The sequence below is a fragment of the Comamonas sp. 7D-2 genome, assembly GCF_022749555.1.
Classification (GTDB): Bacteria; Pseudomonadota; Gammaproteobacteria; order Burkholderiales; family Burkholderiaceae_C; genus Comamonas; species Comamonas thiooxydans.
Genome location: NZ_CP094238.1, coordinates 3,254,015 through 3,271,020, shown reverse-complemented (window position 1 = coordinate 3,271,020; position 17,006 = coordinate 3,254,015). Strand labels below are relative to the sequence as shown.

The 17,006-nt window shown below is 61.8% G+C and carries 15 protein-coding genes; 9 read left to right on the top strand and 6 right to left on the bottom strand.

What is annotated here, in order from left to right:
* Positions 1–363 precede the first annotated feature (363 nt).
* A complete protein-coding gene (locus MPZ60_RS15070; RefSeq protein ID WP_003067431.1) occupies positions 364–2,595 on the top strand; it encodes an NADP-dependent isocitrate dehydrogenase in 2,232 nt (743 codons plus the stop codon).
* Positions 2,596–2,785: 190 nt separating this feature from the next.
* A complete protein-coding gene (locus MPZ60_RS15065) occupies positions 2,786–3,076 on the top strand; it encodes a CPCC family cysteine-rich protein (protein WP_034358251.1) in 291 nt (96 codons plus the stop codon).
* Here MPZ60_RS15065 and MPZ60_RS15060 read toward each other — a convergent pair.
* The 3 genes from MPZ60_RS15060 to MPZ60_RS15050 form a co-directional block, all read right to left on the bottom strand.
* Positions 3,056–3,616 carry a hypothetical protein gene (locus MPZ60_RS15060; protein ID WP_034358249.1) on the bottom strand — a complete coding sequence of 187 codons (561 nt, stop codon included), beginning with the start codon at positions 3,614–3,616 and terminating at the stop codon, positions 3,056–3,058. The genes MPZ60_RS15065 and MPZ60_RS15060 overlap by 21 nt on opposite strands.
* Positions 3,617–3,640: 24 nt before the next feature.
* The gene (locus MPZ60_RS15055; RefSeq protein WP_034358247.1) at positions 3,641–4,141 is read right to left on the bottom strand and encodes a DUF192 domain-containing protein; all 501 of its coding nucleotides are present in this window, start codon (positions 4,139–4,141) and stop codon (positions 3,641–3,643) included.
* Between the two features lie 214 nt (positions 4,142–4,355).
* Positions 4,356–4,547 carry a hypothetical protein gene (locus MPZ60_RS15050; protein WP_034358245.1) on the bottom strand — a complete coding sequence of 64 codons (192 nt, stop codon included), beginning with the start codon at positions 4,545–4,547 and terminating at the stop codon, positions 4,356–4,358.
* A 228-nt stretch (positions 4,548–4,775) separates the two neighbouring features.
* Between MPZ60_RS15050 and icd the strand changes: the two genes are divergently transcribed.
* Together icd and MPZ60_RS15040 are read left to right on the top strand one after the other, a co-directional pair.
* Complete coding sequence (icd, locus tag MPZ60_RS15045; RefSeq protein ID WP_034358243.1) at positions 4,776–6,038, top strand: NADP-dependent isocitrate dehydrogenase; 1,263 nt, start codon at positions 4,776–4,778, stop codon at positions 6,036–6,038.
* A 204-nt stretch (positions 6,039–6,242) separates the two neighbouring features.
* Positions 6,243–8,630 carry a membrane-bound PQQ-dependent dehydrogenase, glucose/quinate/shikimate family gene (locus tag MPZ60_RS15040; RefSeq protein WP_034358240.1) on the top strand — a complete coding sequence of 796 codons (2,388 nt, stop codon included), beginning with the start codon at positions 6,243–6,245 and terminating at the stop codon, positions 8,628–8,630.
* A 166-nt stretch (positions 8,631–8,796) separates the two neighbouring features.
* Here MPZ60_RS15040 and MPZ60_RS15035 read toward each other — a convergent pair whose 3' ends face one another.
* Positions 8,797–9,567 carry a DsbA family protein gene (locus MPZ60_RS15035; protein ID WP_034358237.1) on the bottom strand — a complete coding sequence of 257 codons (771 nt, stop codon included), beginning with the start codon at positions 9,565–9,567 and terminating at the stop codon, positions 8,797–8,799.
* Positions 9,568–9,711: 144 nt separating this feature from the next.
* On the opposite strand from MPZ60_RS15035, the gene MPZ60_RS15030 reads away from it, so the two are divergent.
* From MPZ60_RS15030 to mnmH, 3 genes are all read left to right on the top strand, one after another.
* On the top strand, positions 9,712–10,254 hold the full coding sequence (locus MPZ60_RS15030) for a TIGR02281 family clan AA aspartic protease (RefSeq protein WP_012838794.1): 543 nt from the start codon (positions 9,712–9,714) through the stop codon (positions 10,252–10,254).
* 253 nt (positions 10,255–10,507) lie between these two features.
* Complete coding sequence (locus tag MPZ60_RS15025; protein WP_034358234.1) at positions 10,508–11,863, top strand: sodium:alanine symporter family protein; 1,356 nt, start codon at positions 10,508–10,510, stop codon at positions 11,861–11,863.
* Between the two features lie 383 nt (positions 11,864–12,246).
* The gene (mnmH, locus tag MPZ60_RS15020) at positions 12,247–13,302 is read left to right on the top strand and encodes a tRNA 2-selenouridine(34) synthase MnmH (RefSeq protein WP_003067451.1); all 1,056 of its coding nucleotides are present in this window, start codon (positions 12,247–12,249) and stop codon (positions 13,300–13,302) included.
* Between the two features lie 52 nt (positions 13,303–13,354).
* Here the strand turns inward: mnmH and MPZ60_RS15015 are convergent, their stop codons facing one another.
* Both MPZ60_RS15015 and MPZ60_RS15010 read right to left on the bottom strand, forming a co-directional pair.
* Positions 13,355–13,864: a GNAT family N-acetyltransferase gene (locus MPZ60_RS15015; RefSeq protein ID WP_034358231.1), complete on the bottom strand. Its 510-nt coding sequence runs from the start codon at positions 13,862–13,864 to the stop codon at positions 13,355–13,357.
* Between the two features lie 9 nt (positions 13,865–13,873).
* A complete protein-coding gene (locus MPZ60_RS15010) occupies positions 13,874–14,491 on the bottom strand; it encodes a LysE family translocator (RefSeq protein ID WP_034358228.1) in 618 nt (205 codons plus the stop codon).
* A 134-nt stretch (positions 14,492–14,625) separates the two neighbouring features.
* Here MPZ60_RS15010 and MPZ60_RS15005 point away from each other — a divergent pair, with 134 nt between their 5' ends.
* Together MPZ60_RS15005 and MPZ60_RS15000 are read left to right on the top strand one after the other, a co-directional pair.
* Positions 14,626–16,113 (top strand): PLP-dependent aminotransferase family protein, encoded by a 1,488-nt coding sequence (locus MPZ60_RS15005; protein WP_034358226.1) that lies wholly within the window; start codon positions 14,626–14,628, stop codon positions 16,111–16,113.
* Positions 16,114–16,213: 100 nt separating this feature from the next.
* Positions 16,214–17,005: a hypothetical protein gene (locus tag MPZ60_RS15000; RefSeq protein WP_034358223.1), complete on the top strand. Its 792-nt coding sequence runs from the start codon at positions 16,214–16,216 to the stop codon at positions 17,003–17,005.
* Position 17,006 lies beyond the last annotated feature (1 nt).

Below are 17,006 nucleotides of genomic sequence, written 5' to 3'. Positions count from 1 at the left end.
CCTGTGCTACTTTGTGCCAAAGATGGCGCAAATTTGTGCCAAAGGCCGCGCAACGCAACTCTTCAACGCAACTTGCACGGCTGTGATGGCCGCTAAATGGATGCGGCAGTGCGACTTTTTTACATGGCAGAAAACCGGGAAAAAAAGCCTGTTTCCCAATGAAAACGCCTTTTGAAAGTTGAGCTAAATCCTTGAGTCTTGTACAAGACTTAAAAAAATCGGCCCGGTTGCGCGTAGAATTTTGTATTGTGGGAACGCATTGCATCAAGAAAGTGTCGTCCCGCTGTGTCAGGCCCCATTGCGCAAGCCCGGGATGCAGGCCCAAGGCACCTTTCCCCCTTTTTTCACAACCTGAGACAAGAGATGAGTACGCAGCAACCCACCATCATCTACACCTTGACTGACGAGGCTCCCCGCCTGGCTACCAGCGCATTCCTGCCCGTGATCCGTGCTTTCGCAGCACCGGCCGGCATCAATGTGGAGACCAGCGATATCTCGCTGGCAGGCCGCATCTTGGGCGAGTTCCCCGACTTTTTGACCGAAGCCCAACGTGCTCCGAACAACCTGGCTGAACTGGGCAAGCTGACGCTGACGCCTGAAGCCAACATCATCAAGCTGCCCAATATCTCCGCATCCGTGGGCCAGCTGCAAGAAGCGATCAAGGAGTTGCAGGGCAAGGGCTACGCCATCCCCGACTATCCTGAAACCGCCACGACCGATGCCGAAAAGGACATCAAGGCACGCTACAACAAGTGCATCGGCTCTGCCGTGAACCCCGTGCTGCGCGAAGGCAACTCGGATCGCCGCGCGCCTGCAGCGGTCAAGAACTACGCCAAGAAGCACCCCCATTCCATGGGTGAGTGGAAGCAGTGGTCGCAAACCCATGTGTCGCACATGGAAGAGGGCGACTTCTACCACGGCGAAAAGTCCATGACGCTGGACAAGGCCCGCGAAGTGAAGATGGTGCTGGAGACCAAGTCCGGCAACAGCATCGTTCTCAAGGACAAGGTCAAGCTGCAGGCGGCAGAAGTGATCGATTCCATGTTCATGAGCAAGAAGGCCTTGTGCGCCTTCTATGAAAAGGAAATCGAAGACTGCCGCGAGTCGGGCATCCTGTTCTCGCTGCACGTGAAGGCCACCATGATGAAGGTATCCCACCCCATCGTGTTCGGTCACTGCGTGAAGATCTTCTACAAGGAAGCCTTCGAAAAGCACGGCAAGCTGTTCGATCAGCTGGGCGTGAACGTGAACAACGGCATGGCCAATCTGTACGAGAAGATCGAGACCCTGCCTGCTTCGCAGCGCGAAGAAATCATCCGTGACCTGCACAAGTGCCAGGAGCACCGTCCGCGTCTGGCCATGGTCGATTCCGCCAAGGGCATCACCAACTTCCATTCGCCCAACGACGTGATCGTGGATGCTTCCATGCCCGCCATGATCCGCGTGGGCGGCAAGATGTGGGCCGCTGACGGCAAGCCTTACGACTGCAAGGCCGTGATGCCTGAGTCCACCTTTGCCCGTATCTACCAGGAAGTGATCAACTTCTGCAAGTGGCACGGCAACTTCGACCCCAAGACCATGGGCACCGTGCCCAACGTGGGTCTGATGGCGCAAAAGGCCGAAGAGTACGGCTCGCACGACAAGACGTTTGAGATCGCCGAAGACGGCGTGGCCAACATCGTGGACATCGCCACCGGCGAAGTGCTGCTGAGCCAGAACGTGGAAGCTGGCGACATCTGGCGCATGTGCCAGGTCAAGGATGCTCCTATCCGTGACTGGGTGAAGCTGGCTGTGACCCGTGCCCGCAACTCCGGCATGCCTGCCGTGTTCTGGCTGGACCCCTATCGTCCGCACGAAGCCGAGCTGATCAAGAAGGTGCAGACCTACTTGAAGGAATACGACACCAACGGCCTGGAAATCCACATCCTCTCGCAAGTGCGCGCCATGCGCTACACGCTGGAGCGCGTGGCCCGCGGTCTGGACACCATCTCGGTGACCGGCAACATTCTGCGTGACTATCTGACCGACCTGTTCCCGATTCTGGAACTGGGCACCTCGGCCAAGATGCTGTCCATCGTGCCTCTGATGGCCGGTGGCGGCATGTACGAAACCGGTGCTGGCGGTTCCGCTCCCAAGCATGTGCAGCAACTGGTGGAAGAAAACCACCTGCGCTGGGACTCGCTGGGTGAATTCCTGGCTCTGGCCGTCTCGTTTGAAGACCTGGGCATCAAGGAAAACAATGCCCGCGCCAAGCTGTTGGCCAAGACTCTGGACGAAGCCACCGGCAAGCTGCTGGACGAAGACAAGTCGCCTTCGCGCCGCACCGGCGAGCTGGACAACCGTGGTTCGCAGTTCTATATCGCTCTGTACTGGGCCCAGGCTCTGGCTGCTCAGACCGAAGATGCAGCACTGGCGGCCAAGTTCGCACCTCTGGCCAAGAGCCTGACCGAGAACGAAGCCAAGATCGTGGCCGAGATGAAGGAAGTGCAAGGCAAGGCTGCCGATATCGGCGGCTACTACATGCCCGACGTGGCCAAGCTGGACGCCGTGATGCGCCCCAGCGCCACCTTCAACGCCGCCATCGCGTCGGTGTAAGCCAGCTTGCCTCGCAGCGCGGGTTGCCCCGCCTGCGTGCAGGCAGTGCTCCATAAAAAGCCGGTGGACCTGAAAAGGTCGCCGGCTTTTTTGTGTCCGGTCTCAGTAGTTGCTATATAAATGGAAGCTTCCTGTGCCTGATGTATAAGCGCTGTAGCTTGATTTGATCCGAATTTATGAAAGGCGCTCGATGCCGCTGTATCAGTGTCCTTGCTGCGACTATTTCTCGCTGGATGAGCGTGGTGAGTACAGCATCTGCAGCGTCTGCTTCTGGGAAGACAGTGGCTGGGATGTGGACTGCCCGGATGAATACTCCGGCCCCAACCATATGACGCTGCGCGAAGGTCGGCGCAACTTTCAGTACTTTGGGGCCTGCGATTACCGAATGCTCAAGAGCGTGCTCCCACCGGCAGCGCGCAACCGCTATCGGCATGAACCGCGCGCTCTGAGTAAAGTGGCATCAATCCGCGTGGGGCAGTGATTGCCGTGCCTCGTCAACCCAGCGCACAAATCGTATGCCGGGATGCTGGTGCAGCAGCGGATAGCGTTGGCGGTGGTAGCAGTCCCAGTAACTGGCGGCCTGCTGCTTGCAGGTAGTCACAAAATCGGGGTTTTCGGCAGCAAAACGCCCGTAGCTGTGTGGCGATAGCCTATGGGTCTGGGCTGTCAGATGCTCGGCAATTTCCAGTACATACTCGCCAGCCGCGCGGACCACAAACGGCCGCACCCAGTCGCAGTCATGCGCCAGCAACTGGCGCAGACAGATTTCGCGCACATGCCCGTTGGCGTGGCGGCTGCCCAGGCACAGGGCCAGTTGATGTGTGGGGCCGCTGCTTTTTTGAATGCATTGCTGCAGCTCACGTTCGTCATAGTAGACGCGGTAGGGTGCATGCAGCAATTCGCCATTGATCCTTACCGTGAAGCCGGGGTAGGACTCAAGCGCTTGCGATTTTTCCAATCTCCGCAGCAATGCAACGGCGATATCGCTCAGTGCCTGTGGAAACCGCGGCTGGTAGAGCATGAAGGATGCTGATTCTGGCGGTGTTTAGCGATTGAAGGGCGCGCCACCCAGTTTGGTGCCGGCCTTGATGCCGCGCTTGGCAAACCAGCCCTGGTTCATCTCCAGCACATAGCGCACGGGCTTGGCCGAACAGTGGGAGTCCTCGCTCATGGGTTTCATGTCGGCCAGATTGACGATGGTGCCGTCATCGGCCACAAAGGCCGCCGTCAGCGGCAGGATGGTGTTGCGCATCCAGAAGCACTGCACGCCGGGTACTTCGAAGACAAAGAGCATGCCTTCCTGCTGCGGCATCTCCTTGCGGAACATGAGACCGATCTCGCGCTGCTGCGGCGTGATGGCCAGTTGGGTGTCGATGCGGTACATGCCGGCCGTCAGATCGATGCGGCGCAGATTCGTCTGCGGCTGACCTTCTTCGCGGGCCATGGCCGGGTTGCCGAACAGGCCCAGCAGGGCGGTGCAGGCCAGGGCCAGCAGCGGGGCGCGCCAGCCGGATTTGGGGATTGTCTTGGTGGGGAGGTTCTTCATGAGCCTTGCATGCCAAACAGGAAGTCGGAAGTCACAAGCCTATAGCAATCCGCGTGGGTTGCGGTGCAAATCGCTGTCGCAAATAGGCGGCCGGAGCCGGTCTGCAAAATGCAAAGCCTGCAGAACTTTCCGTCCGGCAGGCTTGGGTGTGAGTCAGATCCGGCGTGCAGAGGCTTGGAGTGCCGGTATCGCCAGACCGGTTTTCAGCGCGCGATCAGGCTGGCTTTTGCATCTTTTTGCTGCTGTGCTGCATATGATGCTTTTTGGTAGGTTTTGCCTTCATATGCTTGACGGTGGGCGCCGCTGCTGCTGCGGAAGGTGTGGCAGGCTGCGCCGGCGCGGCGGCTTGAGCAAAAGCGCCAGCAGCGAACGAACCAGCAATCAGGACAGCGAGTAGTTTTTTCATAGTTGCCAATTTCCTAAAGATGCGGCAATGCCAGGTTTCAGATTGAAGTGAGGAGCAGCCCATCTGTCCCCCACACCCTCTCAACAGCAGCTCTGTGCCGCCGTTGACAGGTTTTTATGCTGTATTTCTTAAAATTTGCTTAGAGCAAGGTGCCAAAATCGGGGGCAACAAAATAGCACCAAAAAGGTGCGCCGCCGCGCAATATTCAAGACTAGGAGATTCCACAACATGAGCACGTCCCAGCACATCCAGGTTCCGCCGCAGGGGGAGAAGATCAGCGTCAACGCGGACAAGACACTGAATGTTCCGAGCCAACCCATCATCCCCTTCATCGAGGGCGATGGTGTCGGTGTCGATGTGACGCCGGTGATGCGCAAGGTGGCTGACGCTGCCGTTGCCAAGGTCTACGGCAGCCAGCGCAAGATTGCCTGGATGGAGGTGTATGCGGGCGAGAAGGCCACGCGCGTCTACGGCCCCGATGTCTGGCTGCCCGAGGAAACCGTGGCCGCCGTGCGCGACTATGCCGTGTCCATCAAGGGCCCGCTGACCACGCCCGTGGGCGGCGGCATCCGCTCGCTGAACGTGGCGCTGCGCCAGGAGCTGGACCTGTATGTCTGCCTGCGCCCCGTGCAGTACTTCAAGGGCGTGCCTTCGCCGCTCAAGGAGCCCGAGAAGACAAATATGGTGATCTTCCGCGAGAACTCCGAGGACATCTACGCGGGCATCGAATACGCGGCCGGCAGCGAGAAGGCGAAAAAGCTCATCGACTTCCTGGCCAAGGAAATGGGCGCCAACAAGATCCGCTTTCCCGAAACCTCGGGCATCGGCATCAAGCCCGTCTCGCGCGAGGGCACGGAGCGCCTGGTGCGCAAGGCCATCCAGTACGCCATCGACAACAACAAGCCCAGCGTGACCCTGGTTCACAAGGGCAACATCATGAAGTACACGGAAGGCGCCTTCCGTGACTGGGGCTACGCGCTGGCGCAGCGCGAGTTCGGTGCCGAGCTGATCGACGGCGGCCCCTGGTGCCGCATCAAGCACCCGAAGACGGGCAAGGACATCATCATCAAGGACTCGATCACCGACGCCTTTTTGCAGCAGATTCTGATGCGTCCGGCCGAATATTCGGTGGTGGCCACGCTTAACCTCAACGGCGACTACATCTCGGATGCGCTGGCCGCGCAGGTGGGCGGCATCGGCATTGCGCCCGGTGCCAATCTGTCGGAGAGCATTGCCTGCTTCGAAGCCACCCACGGCACGGCGCCGCGCTATGCGGGCAAGGATTATGTGAACCCCGGCTCCATGATTCTGTGCGCCGAGATGATGCTGCGCCACATGGGCTGGCGCGAGGCTGCGGATCTGATCGTCGAGTCGCTGGAAAAAGCCATCCAGAGCAAGCATGTGACCTATGACTTCGCCCGCCTGATGGACGGAGCGACCCAGGTGTCCTGCTCGGGCTTCGGGGATGTGGTGATCTCGATGATGGACTGAGCTGCGCCGCCTGCCTGGCAGCTTTGAAGATCTGCCGGCACTGCCATCTCAGCGGCCGCACCGTCTCGACGGTGCGGTTTTTTTATGCCTTCTTACCTGGGGCTTGTAGTCCTGAGGCTGGCGTGCAAAGCCTCGAAAGTATGTCGATGTGTATCGGCGTTAAGGCGTGCAATACACAAATGGCAATTAATTTCAGGTGAGGCTATGGCTCCTTCATCCAATGACGGGCGCTGGTACTGGCTTGCAGTGGCGTTGCTGATGCTGCTCATGGGTCTGTACCTGACCATAGGCGGCGGCATTCTGCTCGGCAAGGGAGGCAGCTGGTACTTTGTGCTGATGGGGTTGGCGATGCTGGCGTCGGCCACACTGCTGCTGGCGCGGCGCAGGGCTGGCGCCCATCTCTATGCGCTGGCCTTTGTGCTGAGCATGGTCTGGGCCTGGTGGGATGCGGGCTGGGAGTTCTGGCCGCTGGTGTCGCGCCTGATGGTGTTTGCCGTGCTGGGCCTGCTGGTGGCCCTGGGCTATGCACAGCTTGAAGCGGGCAAGCTGGTCATGAACGACTACGGACGCCTTGGAGCCGCAGTGTCGGTGGTGGTGCTGGGCCTGGGCATAGTCGCGACGGCCGTCAGTGCCTTCTCGCCCAAGGGCGTGATTGCCCCCGAGGTCACCGAAGTGCCTTCGGTAGGCTCCATGGAGATCAAGGCCTCGGACTGGACGGACTGGGGGCAGGGCCCCGCAGGACAGCGCTTTGCGGCTGTCGAGCAGATCAGCCGGGACAATGTCGACAAGCTGGCCGTGGCCTGGACTGCGCGCACCGGCGATGTGCCGCAGAGCACGGGCTCGGGTGCCGAAGACCAGAACACGCCGCAGCAGATCGGTGACCGCCTGTATGTCTGCACGGCCTACGGCAAGGTGCTGGCGCTGGATGTGGACACGGGCGAGGAGAAGTGGAAATTCGACCCCGAAGCCAGGTCACCCAACTGGCAGCGCTGCCGAGGCCTGGGTTACTTCGATGGCAATGAGGCCGCAATCAAGGCCTCGGGCGCACTCGGCAAGCCCGGAGATGCTGCGCCAGGCTGCAGGCGTCGTCTGTTTCTGCCCACTATCGATGCGCGCCTGATCGCGCTAGACCCCGACTCCGGCAAGCCATGCACCGACTTCGGCAAGGACGGTGTGGTGGATCTGACCGAAGGCATGGGCGAGGTCAAGCAGGGCTGGTATCAGCAGACCTCGGCGCCGCTGGTGGCCGAGAACCTGGTGATCGTGGGCGGCCGCGTGGCCGACAATTTCTCGATCGACGAGCCATCGGGCGTGGTGCGCGCCTTTGATGTGCATAGCGGCAGGCTGGTCTGGGCCTGGGACCCGGGCAATGCCGACATCACCGGACAGCTGCCCCAGGGGCAGACCTATACGCGCAACTCGCCCAATGTCTGGGGCGGCATGTCCTATGACGCCAGACTGGGGCTGGCCTATCTGGGCACGGGCAATGCGACGCCGGACTTCTATGCGGCCCAGCGCACGCCGGAGATGGAGAAGAACAGCTCCGCCATCGTGGCCATGGATATCCGCACGGGCAAGCCGCGCTGGCTCTACCAGACTGTGCACCACGATCTGTGGGACTTCGACATTCCGTCCCAGCCCGCTCTGGTCGATGTGAGCAATGCCCAGGGCGGGGTGGACCCTGCGCTGCTGCAGGTGACCAAGCAGGGCATGATCTTCATGCTCAACCGCGAGAGTGGCGAGCCTCTGGCAGAGGTGCAGGAGCTGCCCGTGCCGCAAGGCCATGTGCCCGGCGAGCGCTATGCGCCGACCCAGCCGCATTCCACGGGCATGCCCAATATCGGCAACCAGACCCTCAAGGAGTCCGATATGTGGGGGGCCACGCCCTTCGATCAGCTGCTGTGCCGCATTGCCTTCAAGGACATGGATCATCAGGGCGTGTTCACGCCGCCGGGAATGGGGCCGACGCTGCAGTTTCCGGGCTCGCTGGGCGGCATGAACTGGGGCAGTGTCTCCATAGACCCGATCAGTCAGACCATGTTCGTCAACGATATGCGCCTGGGTCTGGCGAACTACATGATTGCGCGCGCTGATATGAAGCCGGGCGCCAGCGGCATCGAGATGGGGGCCGTGCCCCAGGAGGGCACGCCGTTCGGCGCCATGCGCCAGCGCTTTCTGTCGCCGCTGGGCATTCCCTGCCAGAAGCCGCCCTTCGGCACCATGACGGCCGTGGATCTGAAATCGCGGCAGATCAAATGGCAGGTACCCGTGGGCACAGTGCGTGACACCGGTCCTCTGGGCATTCCCATGTGGCTGACCATTCCCATCGGCATGCCCACGCTGGGGCCGTCCATGGTCACCAAGTCGGGGCTGGTGTTCTTCGCGGGCACGCAGGACTTCTATCTGCGCGCCTTCGACAGTGCCAACGGCAAGGAGATCTGGCGCTCGCGCCTGCCCGTGGGCAGCCAGGGCGGGCCCATGAGCTATGTCTCGCCCAGAACCGGCAGGCAGTATGTGGTGATCACCGCCGGTGGCGCACGCCAGTCGCCCAAGCGCGGTGACTATGTGATCGCCTATGCCCTGCCGCAGTAGCGAAGGCAATAGCGACAGGGTGTGGAGCCGTCGGCAGATGGATTAAAAAAGATAGCTTATTGCGCTTGATGAATAAGGAATTCAGATTGAATAATGCCTGAACTCTTTAAATACAAAGCGCTGTGAGCTATGAATAAAAGAGTATCTGCCGCGCAGGCTGTACCGCTCAGCGCGCTGGCAGCTCGCAGCCGTCGGGGCCGCAACTGGGGTCGCCACTGGTGTCGGTGTTGCCGGCCTGCTGCTGGTTGAGCTCGGCAATCTGCTCGGCCCAGGCGGCCAGCTGCTGCTTCCAGCCGTCGACATCGCCCAGCCATTCGCCGATCTCGATGCGCTGCACGGCGCGCTGGCCAGCCTGCTCGGGGTGGTCGAACTCCAGCGCCAGGGTGGGGAAGCCCTGGCCCTGCACCATGCCCAGCCATTCGCGGCTTTCGGCAATATGCTTTTGCGTGGCCGCGCCGCTTTGCTCGGCGTAGGCCACGTCATAGGCCGTGCTGTCCAGGCCAATGCCGGCCGCCAGTTCGCGCAGCACGGCGGGCTCGCTGATGCGGCGGCCTTCCACGTAATGGGCTTTTTGCTCGGCAGCCAGCATCTCCAGGCCCTTGCCTGCCAGCGCTTCTGCGGCCAGCAGGGCCGTGGTCGGGGGCTCGGAGTCCAGCGGCGCGCCAATGTCATTGAGCAGACCGTTGAGATAGGCATCGCCAAAAGGCTGGCCCGTCATCTCTGCAATGCGCTGGTCGCTGGGCATGACTTTGTCACGCCAGTCCGCGGTGATGGTGCGCGTGTGGGCTCCGGTCAGCATGCCGCCGGCATGCCATTGAACCTCGATGCCGGACACCTCGCGCGCGGCCTTGACCAGCGGGGCAGCGGCATAGCACCAGCCGCACAGAGGATCGAAAATATAGTGCAGCACCAGGGCGGGCAGCTTGGATGTGTTCATATTGGGCGACCTTGCAGGCCGGTAGATTTGCAAACAAGCTTCAATGTAAGCGCGGTAGCGGCGCTGGCGCCGTAATGGCCGGGTATGACCTTGGCGCTGGTCTTGGCAAAATGGCTGCATTGTCCTCAGCTTGTTTGCCTGCCCATGCGCCTGAATGTCACGCCGCCGCCCCAGTCCTCGCCAGAGTCCGAGCCTTCCCCGCAATCCGTGGCACGGCGCAGCACCATGCTGTTTCTGCTGTTCTGGCTGGTGGTCATGGCTGCGATGTATCTGGCCATGCAGCATTTCCTCAAGCCGGCCCAAGCCAAGGTCATGGCCGACGGCACGGTGCGCATAGAGCGCGGCATGGACGGGCATTTCCGTGTCAAGGGCTATGTCAACGATCAGCCCGTCACCTTTATGGTCGATACCGGTGCCACCTCGGTCAGCGTGACCGATGCGCTGGCCGAGCGTGCCGGTCTGGAGGGTGGCGAGAAAGTGCGTTTTCGCACGGCCAACGGCGAACGTGACGGCCGCATCGTCACCGCCGACGAGGTCCGTATCGCCAGCCTGCGTGTGCGCGACGTGCGCGTGGGCACAGGCTATACGGGCGACGACAGCGACGACGCCTTGCTGGGCCAGAACTTTCTGCGCTTCTTCGATGTGCAGATGAGCGGCGATGAAATGCTGCTGCGCCCGCGCAAGTGAGTGCCGTGAAGACACTGGCCGTGATTTTGTGCACTTGTGCAAGTCATGGACCGCGGCAGCCCAAAAGCGATCGCAGACTGGATTAAAGTAGGGCGCTTTGCCAACCGGCAAACAGGAATAGTGCGCTGTGCGTGGGCCTCACACGGGCCTCTTGCGGTTGCCGCACTCGCCGCTCATGGGTGAAAGACATGTTCCGGGACTGTTGCCATTCAATGGACCGCAGGCGAAAGCTGGCTGCGGCAGACGACACTCAATGGACTGGTTAACCCAACTCTTCAAAGCCCTCAACGATATTGTCTGGGGCGTTCCCATGATCGTGCTGATTCTCGGCACGGGTTTTTATCTGCAGGTCCGCCTGGGCTTCATGCCGCTGCGCAACATCGTGCGCGGCTTCCGCATGATCTGGCGCAGCCGCCGTCCCGGCGACAAGGCCGATGGCGACATCACTCCCTATGCAGCGCTGATGACGGCACTGTCCGCCACCGTGGGCACGGGCAATATTGCCGGCGTGGCCACGGCCATTGCCGTGGGCGGCCCGGGCGCACTGTTCTGGATGTGGATGACGGCGCTGCTGGGCATGGCTACCAAGTATGGCGAGGTGGTGCTGGCGGTGAAGTACCGTGAGAAAAACGACCACGGCCAGTGGGTGGGCGGCCCGATGTACGCCATCAAGAACGGTCTGGGCAGCAAGTGGAAATGGCTGGGTACGCTGTTTGCCATCTTTGGCGGTCTGGCCGGTTTCGGCATCGGCTCCATGGTGCAGTCCAACGGTATTGCATCAGCCATGCACACGGCTTTCGGTCTGGAGAGCTGGATCACAGGCCTGGGCCTGGCCGTGCTTACCGGCGCCGTGGTGCTGGGAGGCATCACCCGCATCGGCGCAGTGGCCGAAAAGCTGGTGCCTGCCATGTGCGTGGCCTATGTGATCTGCGTGCTCTATGTGCTGGGCGTGTACTTCGACCGCATTCCGGCTGCGTTTGCACTGATCTTCGAGCAGGCCTTCAGCCCCACGGCGGCCACGGGCGGCTTTCTGGGCTCGACGGTGCTGATGGCCATCCGCATGGGCGTGGCGCGCGGCATTTTTTCCAACGAAGCGGGCCTGGGCACGGCCGGCATCGCCCAGGCTGCTGGTGCCACGCGTGACCCCGTTTTCTCGGGGCTGGTAGGCATGATGGGTACCTTCATCGACACCATCATCGTTTGCACCATGACCGGGCTGGCCATCGTGGTCAGCGGCGTCTGGAATTCCGGCGCTACCGGGGCCGTGCTGTCCACCCAGAGCTTCGAGGCCGCCATGCCCGGCGTAGGCAAATATGTGCTGGCCGTTTCGCTGTCGGTATTTGCCTTCACCACGATTCTGGGCTGGGCCTATTACGGTGAAAAATGCTGGACCTATCTGGTCGGCACCATCTGTGAAAAGCCCTTCCGCATCCTCTGGACCATCAGCGCCTTTGTGGGTGCCGTGGCCACGCTGGACTTTGCCTGGCTGGTCGCCGATACGCTGAACGCGCTGATGGCGATTCCCAATCTGATCTCGCTGCTGCTACTCTCACCCGTGATCGTGCAGCTCACGCGCGAATACTTTGCGCGCCAGGATAATCAGGCCTGATCATTTCGGCAGCTTTAGGCACTTGACGCACAAGTGCTGGAGATTGACTTGACCTCACACAGGGCGCAGTTGTGCAAGCAGCTGCGCCCTGTGCAGTTTTGGGGCCGTGGCTGAAGCAGCCCCGCATATCTGCGAAAATACCCCCTATACAGGGAATGACTGTTGCGGAAAATCTTGCCGCAGCCGTTGTGCGTATCGAGGCTCGATCCACGCCCTTGCTTCGTGGCCTGCCGGTCTTCATCTTGAGATGAGACTGCAGGTTTTTCATGTTGCCGAGCCTCAGGTCGAATCGCCGCATTGTCGCGATTCCCGCTTTGCGCCCGACCACACGCCATTGCCCGGCAGCCATGCAGGCCGTCAGGCGCAGCCATGGATAGTCCGCCGTGTCCCACCGCCAGCCCGTTCGCGTTCCCGAACGTCACCAGTTTGATGCCTTGATCGATGCCCGCTCGCCCGCCGAGTTTGAGCAGGACCATATCCCCGGCTCCATCAACTGTCCGGTACTGAGCAATGCCGAGCGTGCCGAGATCGGCACCATCTACAAGCAGGTCAGCCCTTTTGAGGCCAAGCGTCTGGGGGCGGCCTATGTGTCGGCGAATCTGGCACGCCATCTGCGCGAAACCTTTGCCGACAAGCCTGCCAACTGGAAGCCCCTGGTCTATTGCTGGCGCGGCGGCCTGCGCAGCGGCTCCATGGTGACCTGGCTGCGTCTGGTCGGCTGGGATGCCCAGCAACTGGCCGGCGGCTACAAGGCGTTTCGCGGCCATGTGATTGCGCAGCTCGAAAGCCTGGTGCCTAAGCTGCAGATGCGCGTGCTCTGCGGCGCCACCGGCTCGGCCAAGACCCGTGTGCTGCATGCGCTGGCCCAAAGCGGAGAGCAGGTGCTGGACCTGGAGGGCTATGCCAGCCACAAGGGCTCATTGCTGGGCGGTCTGCCCGGCATCGAGCAGCCCAGCCAGAAGCGTTTCGAGACCCTGATTGCCGAGCAGCTGGAGACCTTCGATCTCTCGCGTCCCGTTTATCTGGAGGGTGAGAGCGCCAAGATCGGCCGCGTCGGCCTGCCGCTGGTGCTGGTGCAGCATCTGCACAAGGCTCCGGTCATCGAGGTGCGTGCGACGACCGCCGCACGTCTTTCCTATCTGCTGCGCGACTATGCCTACCTGGGGGACGATCCCGAAGTGCTGGCCACCAAGCTGGGCTGGCTCAAGGAGCTGCAGGGCAAGGAGACCGTGGGCCGCTGGCAGCAATGGGCTCGGGCCGGGGAGCTGCCTTCGCTGTTCGAAGAGCTGATGCTGCGCCACTACGACCCGCACTACGAGCGCTCTCAGTCGAATCACTTCGAGCAATGGCCTCGGCGCCAGGTTCTGGAGACAGACCAGCTTTCGGACGAGGCCATCGCCGGTCTGGCGCAGCAGATCATTGCGATGCAGGCGCGCTGAGCCAAGCCGCTTGTTCAAGCCTGCCAGCTGAAACGGGCCGGTGCGGTGCGGATTAGTCCAGCTTCATCACCATCAGCACCTCGTCGAAATACTCGCCGTCCACATACAGGGCCGCAGGCTCCAGCCCATATTCGCTAAAACCTGCTTGCTCATACAAGCGTAGTGCGTTGCCGTTGCCGGCATTGCGGCCCAGCATCAGCTGTCGCAAGTTCAGCGCTCTGCCGTGCTCAACAGCCGTCTCCAGCAGGCGGCGGGCCAGGCCTTGGCCTCGGGCTGGCGCAGCCACGTACATGGCAAAGAGATTGCCCTTGTGCGCAGTCTTTTCTCCCTGCTCGCGATACATGCCCAGGGTGGCGCAGAGTCTGCCGTCGGCGTCAAAGCCTCCCCACATGGCTTGACCTGGCGTGCTGCCGAAACGACTCAGTATCTGCGCATCGCCGAGTGCCCGTTCGCTGGCAGGTGTGGCACCGAAGGCGGTGGGGCATTCTGTCAGGGCTTGCAGGCGCAGGGCGCGATAACTGCAAAGGTCGGACTCGGTCAGTTGGCGTATGTCATATTGCATGGACCGAGTTTAGACATGCTCGGCAAAGATGGGCACCAGCGACAGCAGCAGCAGGCCGGCCATCACGCCGTTGAACATGCGCATGGCCTGTGGAGTGCGCAGTGCGCGCCCCACGGTGCTGCCGAACAGGGTCCAGACGCTGATGCTGGGATAGTTGACCAGGCCCAGAACAAGGGCCGACAACATCAGATTGACGAAAAAGCCTTCGCGCGGTGTGTAAGTCGCCACCACGCCCACGGCCATGATCCAGGCCTTGGGGTTGACCCACTGGAAGGCAGCGGCCTGCCAGAAGCTGAACGGGCGGCTGCCCGACTGACCCTGGTCCACGCCGCCGGCACGGGCGATTTTCCATGCCAGCCAGATCAGATAGGCCGCACCCACATATTTGAGCAGGGTGTAGATGCGGGGCTCGGCCTCGAACAGCTTGCCCAGGCCCGCGCCGATCAGCAGCACCATGATGACCACGCCCAGACAGATGCCCAGCATATGCGGCACGCTGCGGCGATAGCCGAAAGTGGCCCCCGAGGCCGTCAGCATCACATTGTTGGGGCCGGGCGTCACGGAGCTGACAAAGGCAAACATGGCCAGTGGCAGGATGAAGGCTGAGGATTCAGGCAGAAATGGCATGGTGAACCTTGGGGCTGCATAAGCGTTGTGCCTCTATACTAAGATCTGTAGTCAGTACACTATCAGTACACTTTTGCAGGCCAGTTTATGGGCTGGCCTGCTCTAATTGACCTGACACTTTGAGGAAGCACTTCATGCTGGATGCTCATATCGACGGCAGGGCAGCGACCCCGGCAGCCTTGCCTGTGGCCGCTACGGCATCCCTGGGCTGGCAGCCCATGCGCTCCAGTGCAGCAGGCCTGGTGGAGCAGTTGGTCGAGCATTTCGGCGGGCTGATCCGCAACCACGGCCTGCGTGTGGGCGTGCGCCTGCCTTCGGTGCGGGCGTTGGCGGAAAGCGCAGGTGTCAGCCGAGACACCGTGGTCCAGGCCTACGACAAGCTGGCTGCCCAGGGCCTGGTGCAATCGCGGCGCGGCAGCGGTTTTTATGTGGCTGCCCAGCGCCGCGTGATGGAGCCTGCCGCCGTTGCTGCCGCCTCGGCGCAGCCGGCGGACTTCGACACCGCTTATCTGCTGCGCGGCATTTTTCGCGACGACAGCGCGGGCACCGGGGGCGCAGGCTGCCTGCCTTCGAGCTGGATGGACCAGGGCCTGATCACGGGCGCCATGCGCGCCATCACCCGTAACAATGCGCGGGCCGAGCAGAGCTTTCTCAGCTATGGCCATCCACAGGGCTTTCTGCCATTGCGCCAGCAGATCGCCTCGAATCTGCAAGCCCAGGAGGTGCCGGCCCATCCCGAGGCCAACCTCATGACGGTGGGCGGAGTGACCCATGGTCTGGACCTGGTCGTGCGCTGCTTTCTCAAGCCCGGCGATACCGTGCTGGTCGAAGATCCGGCCTGGTTCCTGATCTTCGGGCGGCTCAAGTACATGGGTGTGAATGTGGTCGGCGTGCCGCGCCTGCCAGGCGGACCCGATGTGGCGGCCCTGGCATCGCTGGCCCAGAGCCATAAGCCCAAGCTCTTCATCCTCAACACGGCGGTACACAATCCCACGGGACTGAGCCTGTCTGCCGGCGTGGCCCACGAGGTGCTGCGCATTGCCGAGCGCCATGATTTCCTGCTCGTCGAGGACGACACCTATGCCGAATTCCTGGGCGCCATGCCGCTGAGACTGGCGGCCATGGACAGATTGCAGCGCGTGATTCTGGTGGGCGGCTATTCCAAGACCTTGTCGGGCGGCCTGCGCGTGGGCTATATCGCGGCCAAACCCGAGTATGTGCACCGCCTGACCGACATGAAGCTCCTGGCGGGGCTGACCTCTTCGCTGCCGGCGGAGCAGATCGTGCACCATATTCTGGCCGACGGTTCCTTTCGCAAGCATGTGGACCGGCTGCGCGAGCGCGTGGACCGCGCGCGCGGGCGCTGCCTGCGCAAGCTCGAAGCGCTGGGCTGCCATGCGGAGTACGAACCCGTGGCCGGTACTTTTGCCTGGGTCGATTGCGGCGTGGACACCGAGGTGCTGGCGCGTCAGGCGGCGCTGAGCAATCTGCTGCTGGCTCCGGGCCTGCTGTTTTCACCGCAGCAGGCAACGAGCAGCAAGCTGCGTGTGCCCGTGGCGATGGCCGACCAGGCCGAGCCATGGAAGGTGCTGGAGCAGATCCTCAGGCAGCTGCGCAAATAGCGCCGAAACCGGTGCCTGGGCAGGGCGTCGTTCACGATTGATAACAATCGCGCGCCTCTAGCGTGATTGAGCGCATCGCATCTGCTGTTATGTTTGTAGCATGACAGCAGCACGAGCTTTGCCCCATGCCGCCGCAGGCCACTGCAGGCGCGATTTCCTGCGTGCTCGCCCGCGCATGGGGCGGTGGCTGCTGTCAGGGCTTGTGCTTTGCGGTCTGGCCGCTTGTTCCAGCGCCCCCACGAATCACGGCGAAGTGAAGGGCGAGAACTTTCACTCGCTCGAGCTGCTGCAGTCCGACAGCAACCGCATGGCAACGCTGGCCATGAAGGAGAATCTGGAGAGCCTGTTTCTCATCATGGACAAGCTCTATCGCCGCAACCCCGCCGAATGGAAAAAGACGGCTTCCAGCCGTGAAGCGGCCATGACCTATGTGCGTATTGCCGTCATGGAGCGCCAGCCCTGGCATGAGCTGCAGGACAAGCGTGACGTGGCGGCGCTGTCCCTGGCCTTGCAGCCCGAGTTCGCCGGAGACCGGGTCGCAGCCTTCGTCCATGCTGCAGCCGATATGCTGATCACCGCGCATGGCGGGCGAACCAGCTTTACGCTGATCGACGGGCTGGACCCGCAGCATGTCTTCAATGCGGCGCGCAATCTGGAAATTGCCAACTGGATTCTCAACTCGCGCAAAGCACCCGGAGGAAAGCCCTTGCTGTTATCGAATCAGATAGCGGAAGAGGGGCGCAATCTGAGCTTCGAGCGCGAGATGGGAAAGATCATCGGCCGGCTGGATCTGGTGGCGGATTACACCACCGAGCGCTACCGGCGCTCCGTCATCGGCTATGCGCAGGGATTGCTTGCCGGCCCGTTCATGCAGTTTTTGCCCGTTCGATAGA

Excerpts from the sequence above, each read along its gene's own strand:
- MPZ60_RS15070 (WP_003067431.1), top strand. The coding sequence starts at position 364 with ATGAGTACGCAGCAACCCACCATCATCTACACCTTGACTGACGAGGCT.
- MPZ60_RS15065 (WP_034358251.1), top strand. The coding sequence starts at position 2,786 with ATGCCGCTGTATCAGTGTCCTTGCTGCGACTATTTCTCGCTGGATGAG.
- MPZ60_RS15060 (WP_034358249.1), bottom strand. The coding sequence starts at position 3,616 with ATGCTCTACCAGCCGCGGTTTCCACAGGCACTGAGCGATATCGCCGTT.
- MPZ60_RS15055 (WP_034358247.1), bottom strand. The coding sequence starts at position 4,141 with ATGAAGAACCTCCCCACCAAGACAATCCCCAAATCCGGCTGGCGCGCC.
- MPZ60_RS15050 (WP_034358245.1), bottom strand. The coding sequence starts at position 4,547 with ATGAAAAAACTACTCGCTGTCCTGATTGCTGGTTCGTTCGCTGCTGGC.
- icd (WP_034358243.1), top strand. The coding sequence starts at position 4,776 with ATGAGCACGTCCCAGCACATCCAGGTTCCGCCGCAGGGGGAGAAGATC.
- MPZ60_RS15040 (WP_034358240.1), top strand. The coding sequence starts at position 6,243 with ATGGCTCCTTCATCCAATGACGGGCGCTGGTACTGGCTTGCAGTGGCG.
- MPZ60_RS15035 (WP_034358237.1), bottom strand. The coding sequence starts at position 9,567 with ATGAACACATCCAAGCTGCCCGCCCTGGTGCTGCACTATATTTTCGAT.
- MPZ60_RS15030 (WP_012838794.1), top strand. The coding sequence starts at position 9,712 with ATGCGCCTGAATGTCACGCCGCCGCCCCAGTCCTCGCCAGAGTCCGAG.
- MPZ60_RS15025 (WP_034358234.1), top strand. The coding sequence starts at position 10,508 with ATGGACTGGTTAACCCAACTCTTCAAAGCCCTCAACGATATTGTCTGG.
- MPZ60_RS15015 (WP_034358231.1), bottom strand. The coding sequence starts at position 13,864 with ATGCAATATGACATACGCCAACTGACCGAGTCCGACCTTTGCAGTTAT.
- MPZ60_RS15010 (WP_034358228.1), bottom strand. The coding sequence starts at position 14,491 with ATGCCATTTCTGCCTGAATCCTCAGCCTTCATCCTGCCACTGGCCATG.
- MPZ60_RS15005 (WP_034358226.1), top strand. The coding sequence starts at position 14,626 with ATGCTGGATGCTCATATCGACGGCAGGGCAGCGACCCCGGCAGCCTTG.
- MPZ60_RS15000 (WP_034358223.1), top strand. The coding sequence starts at position 16,214 with ATGACAGCAGCACGAGCTTTGCCCCATGCCGCCGCAGGCCACTGCAGG.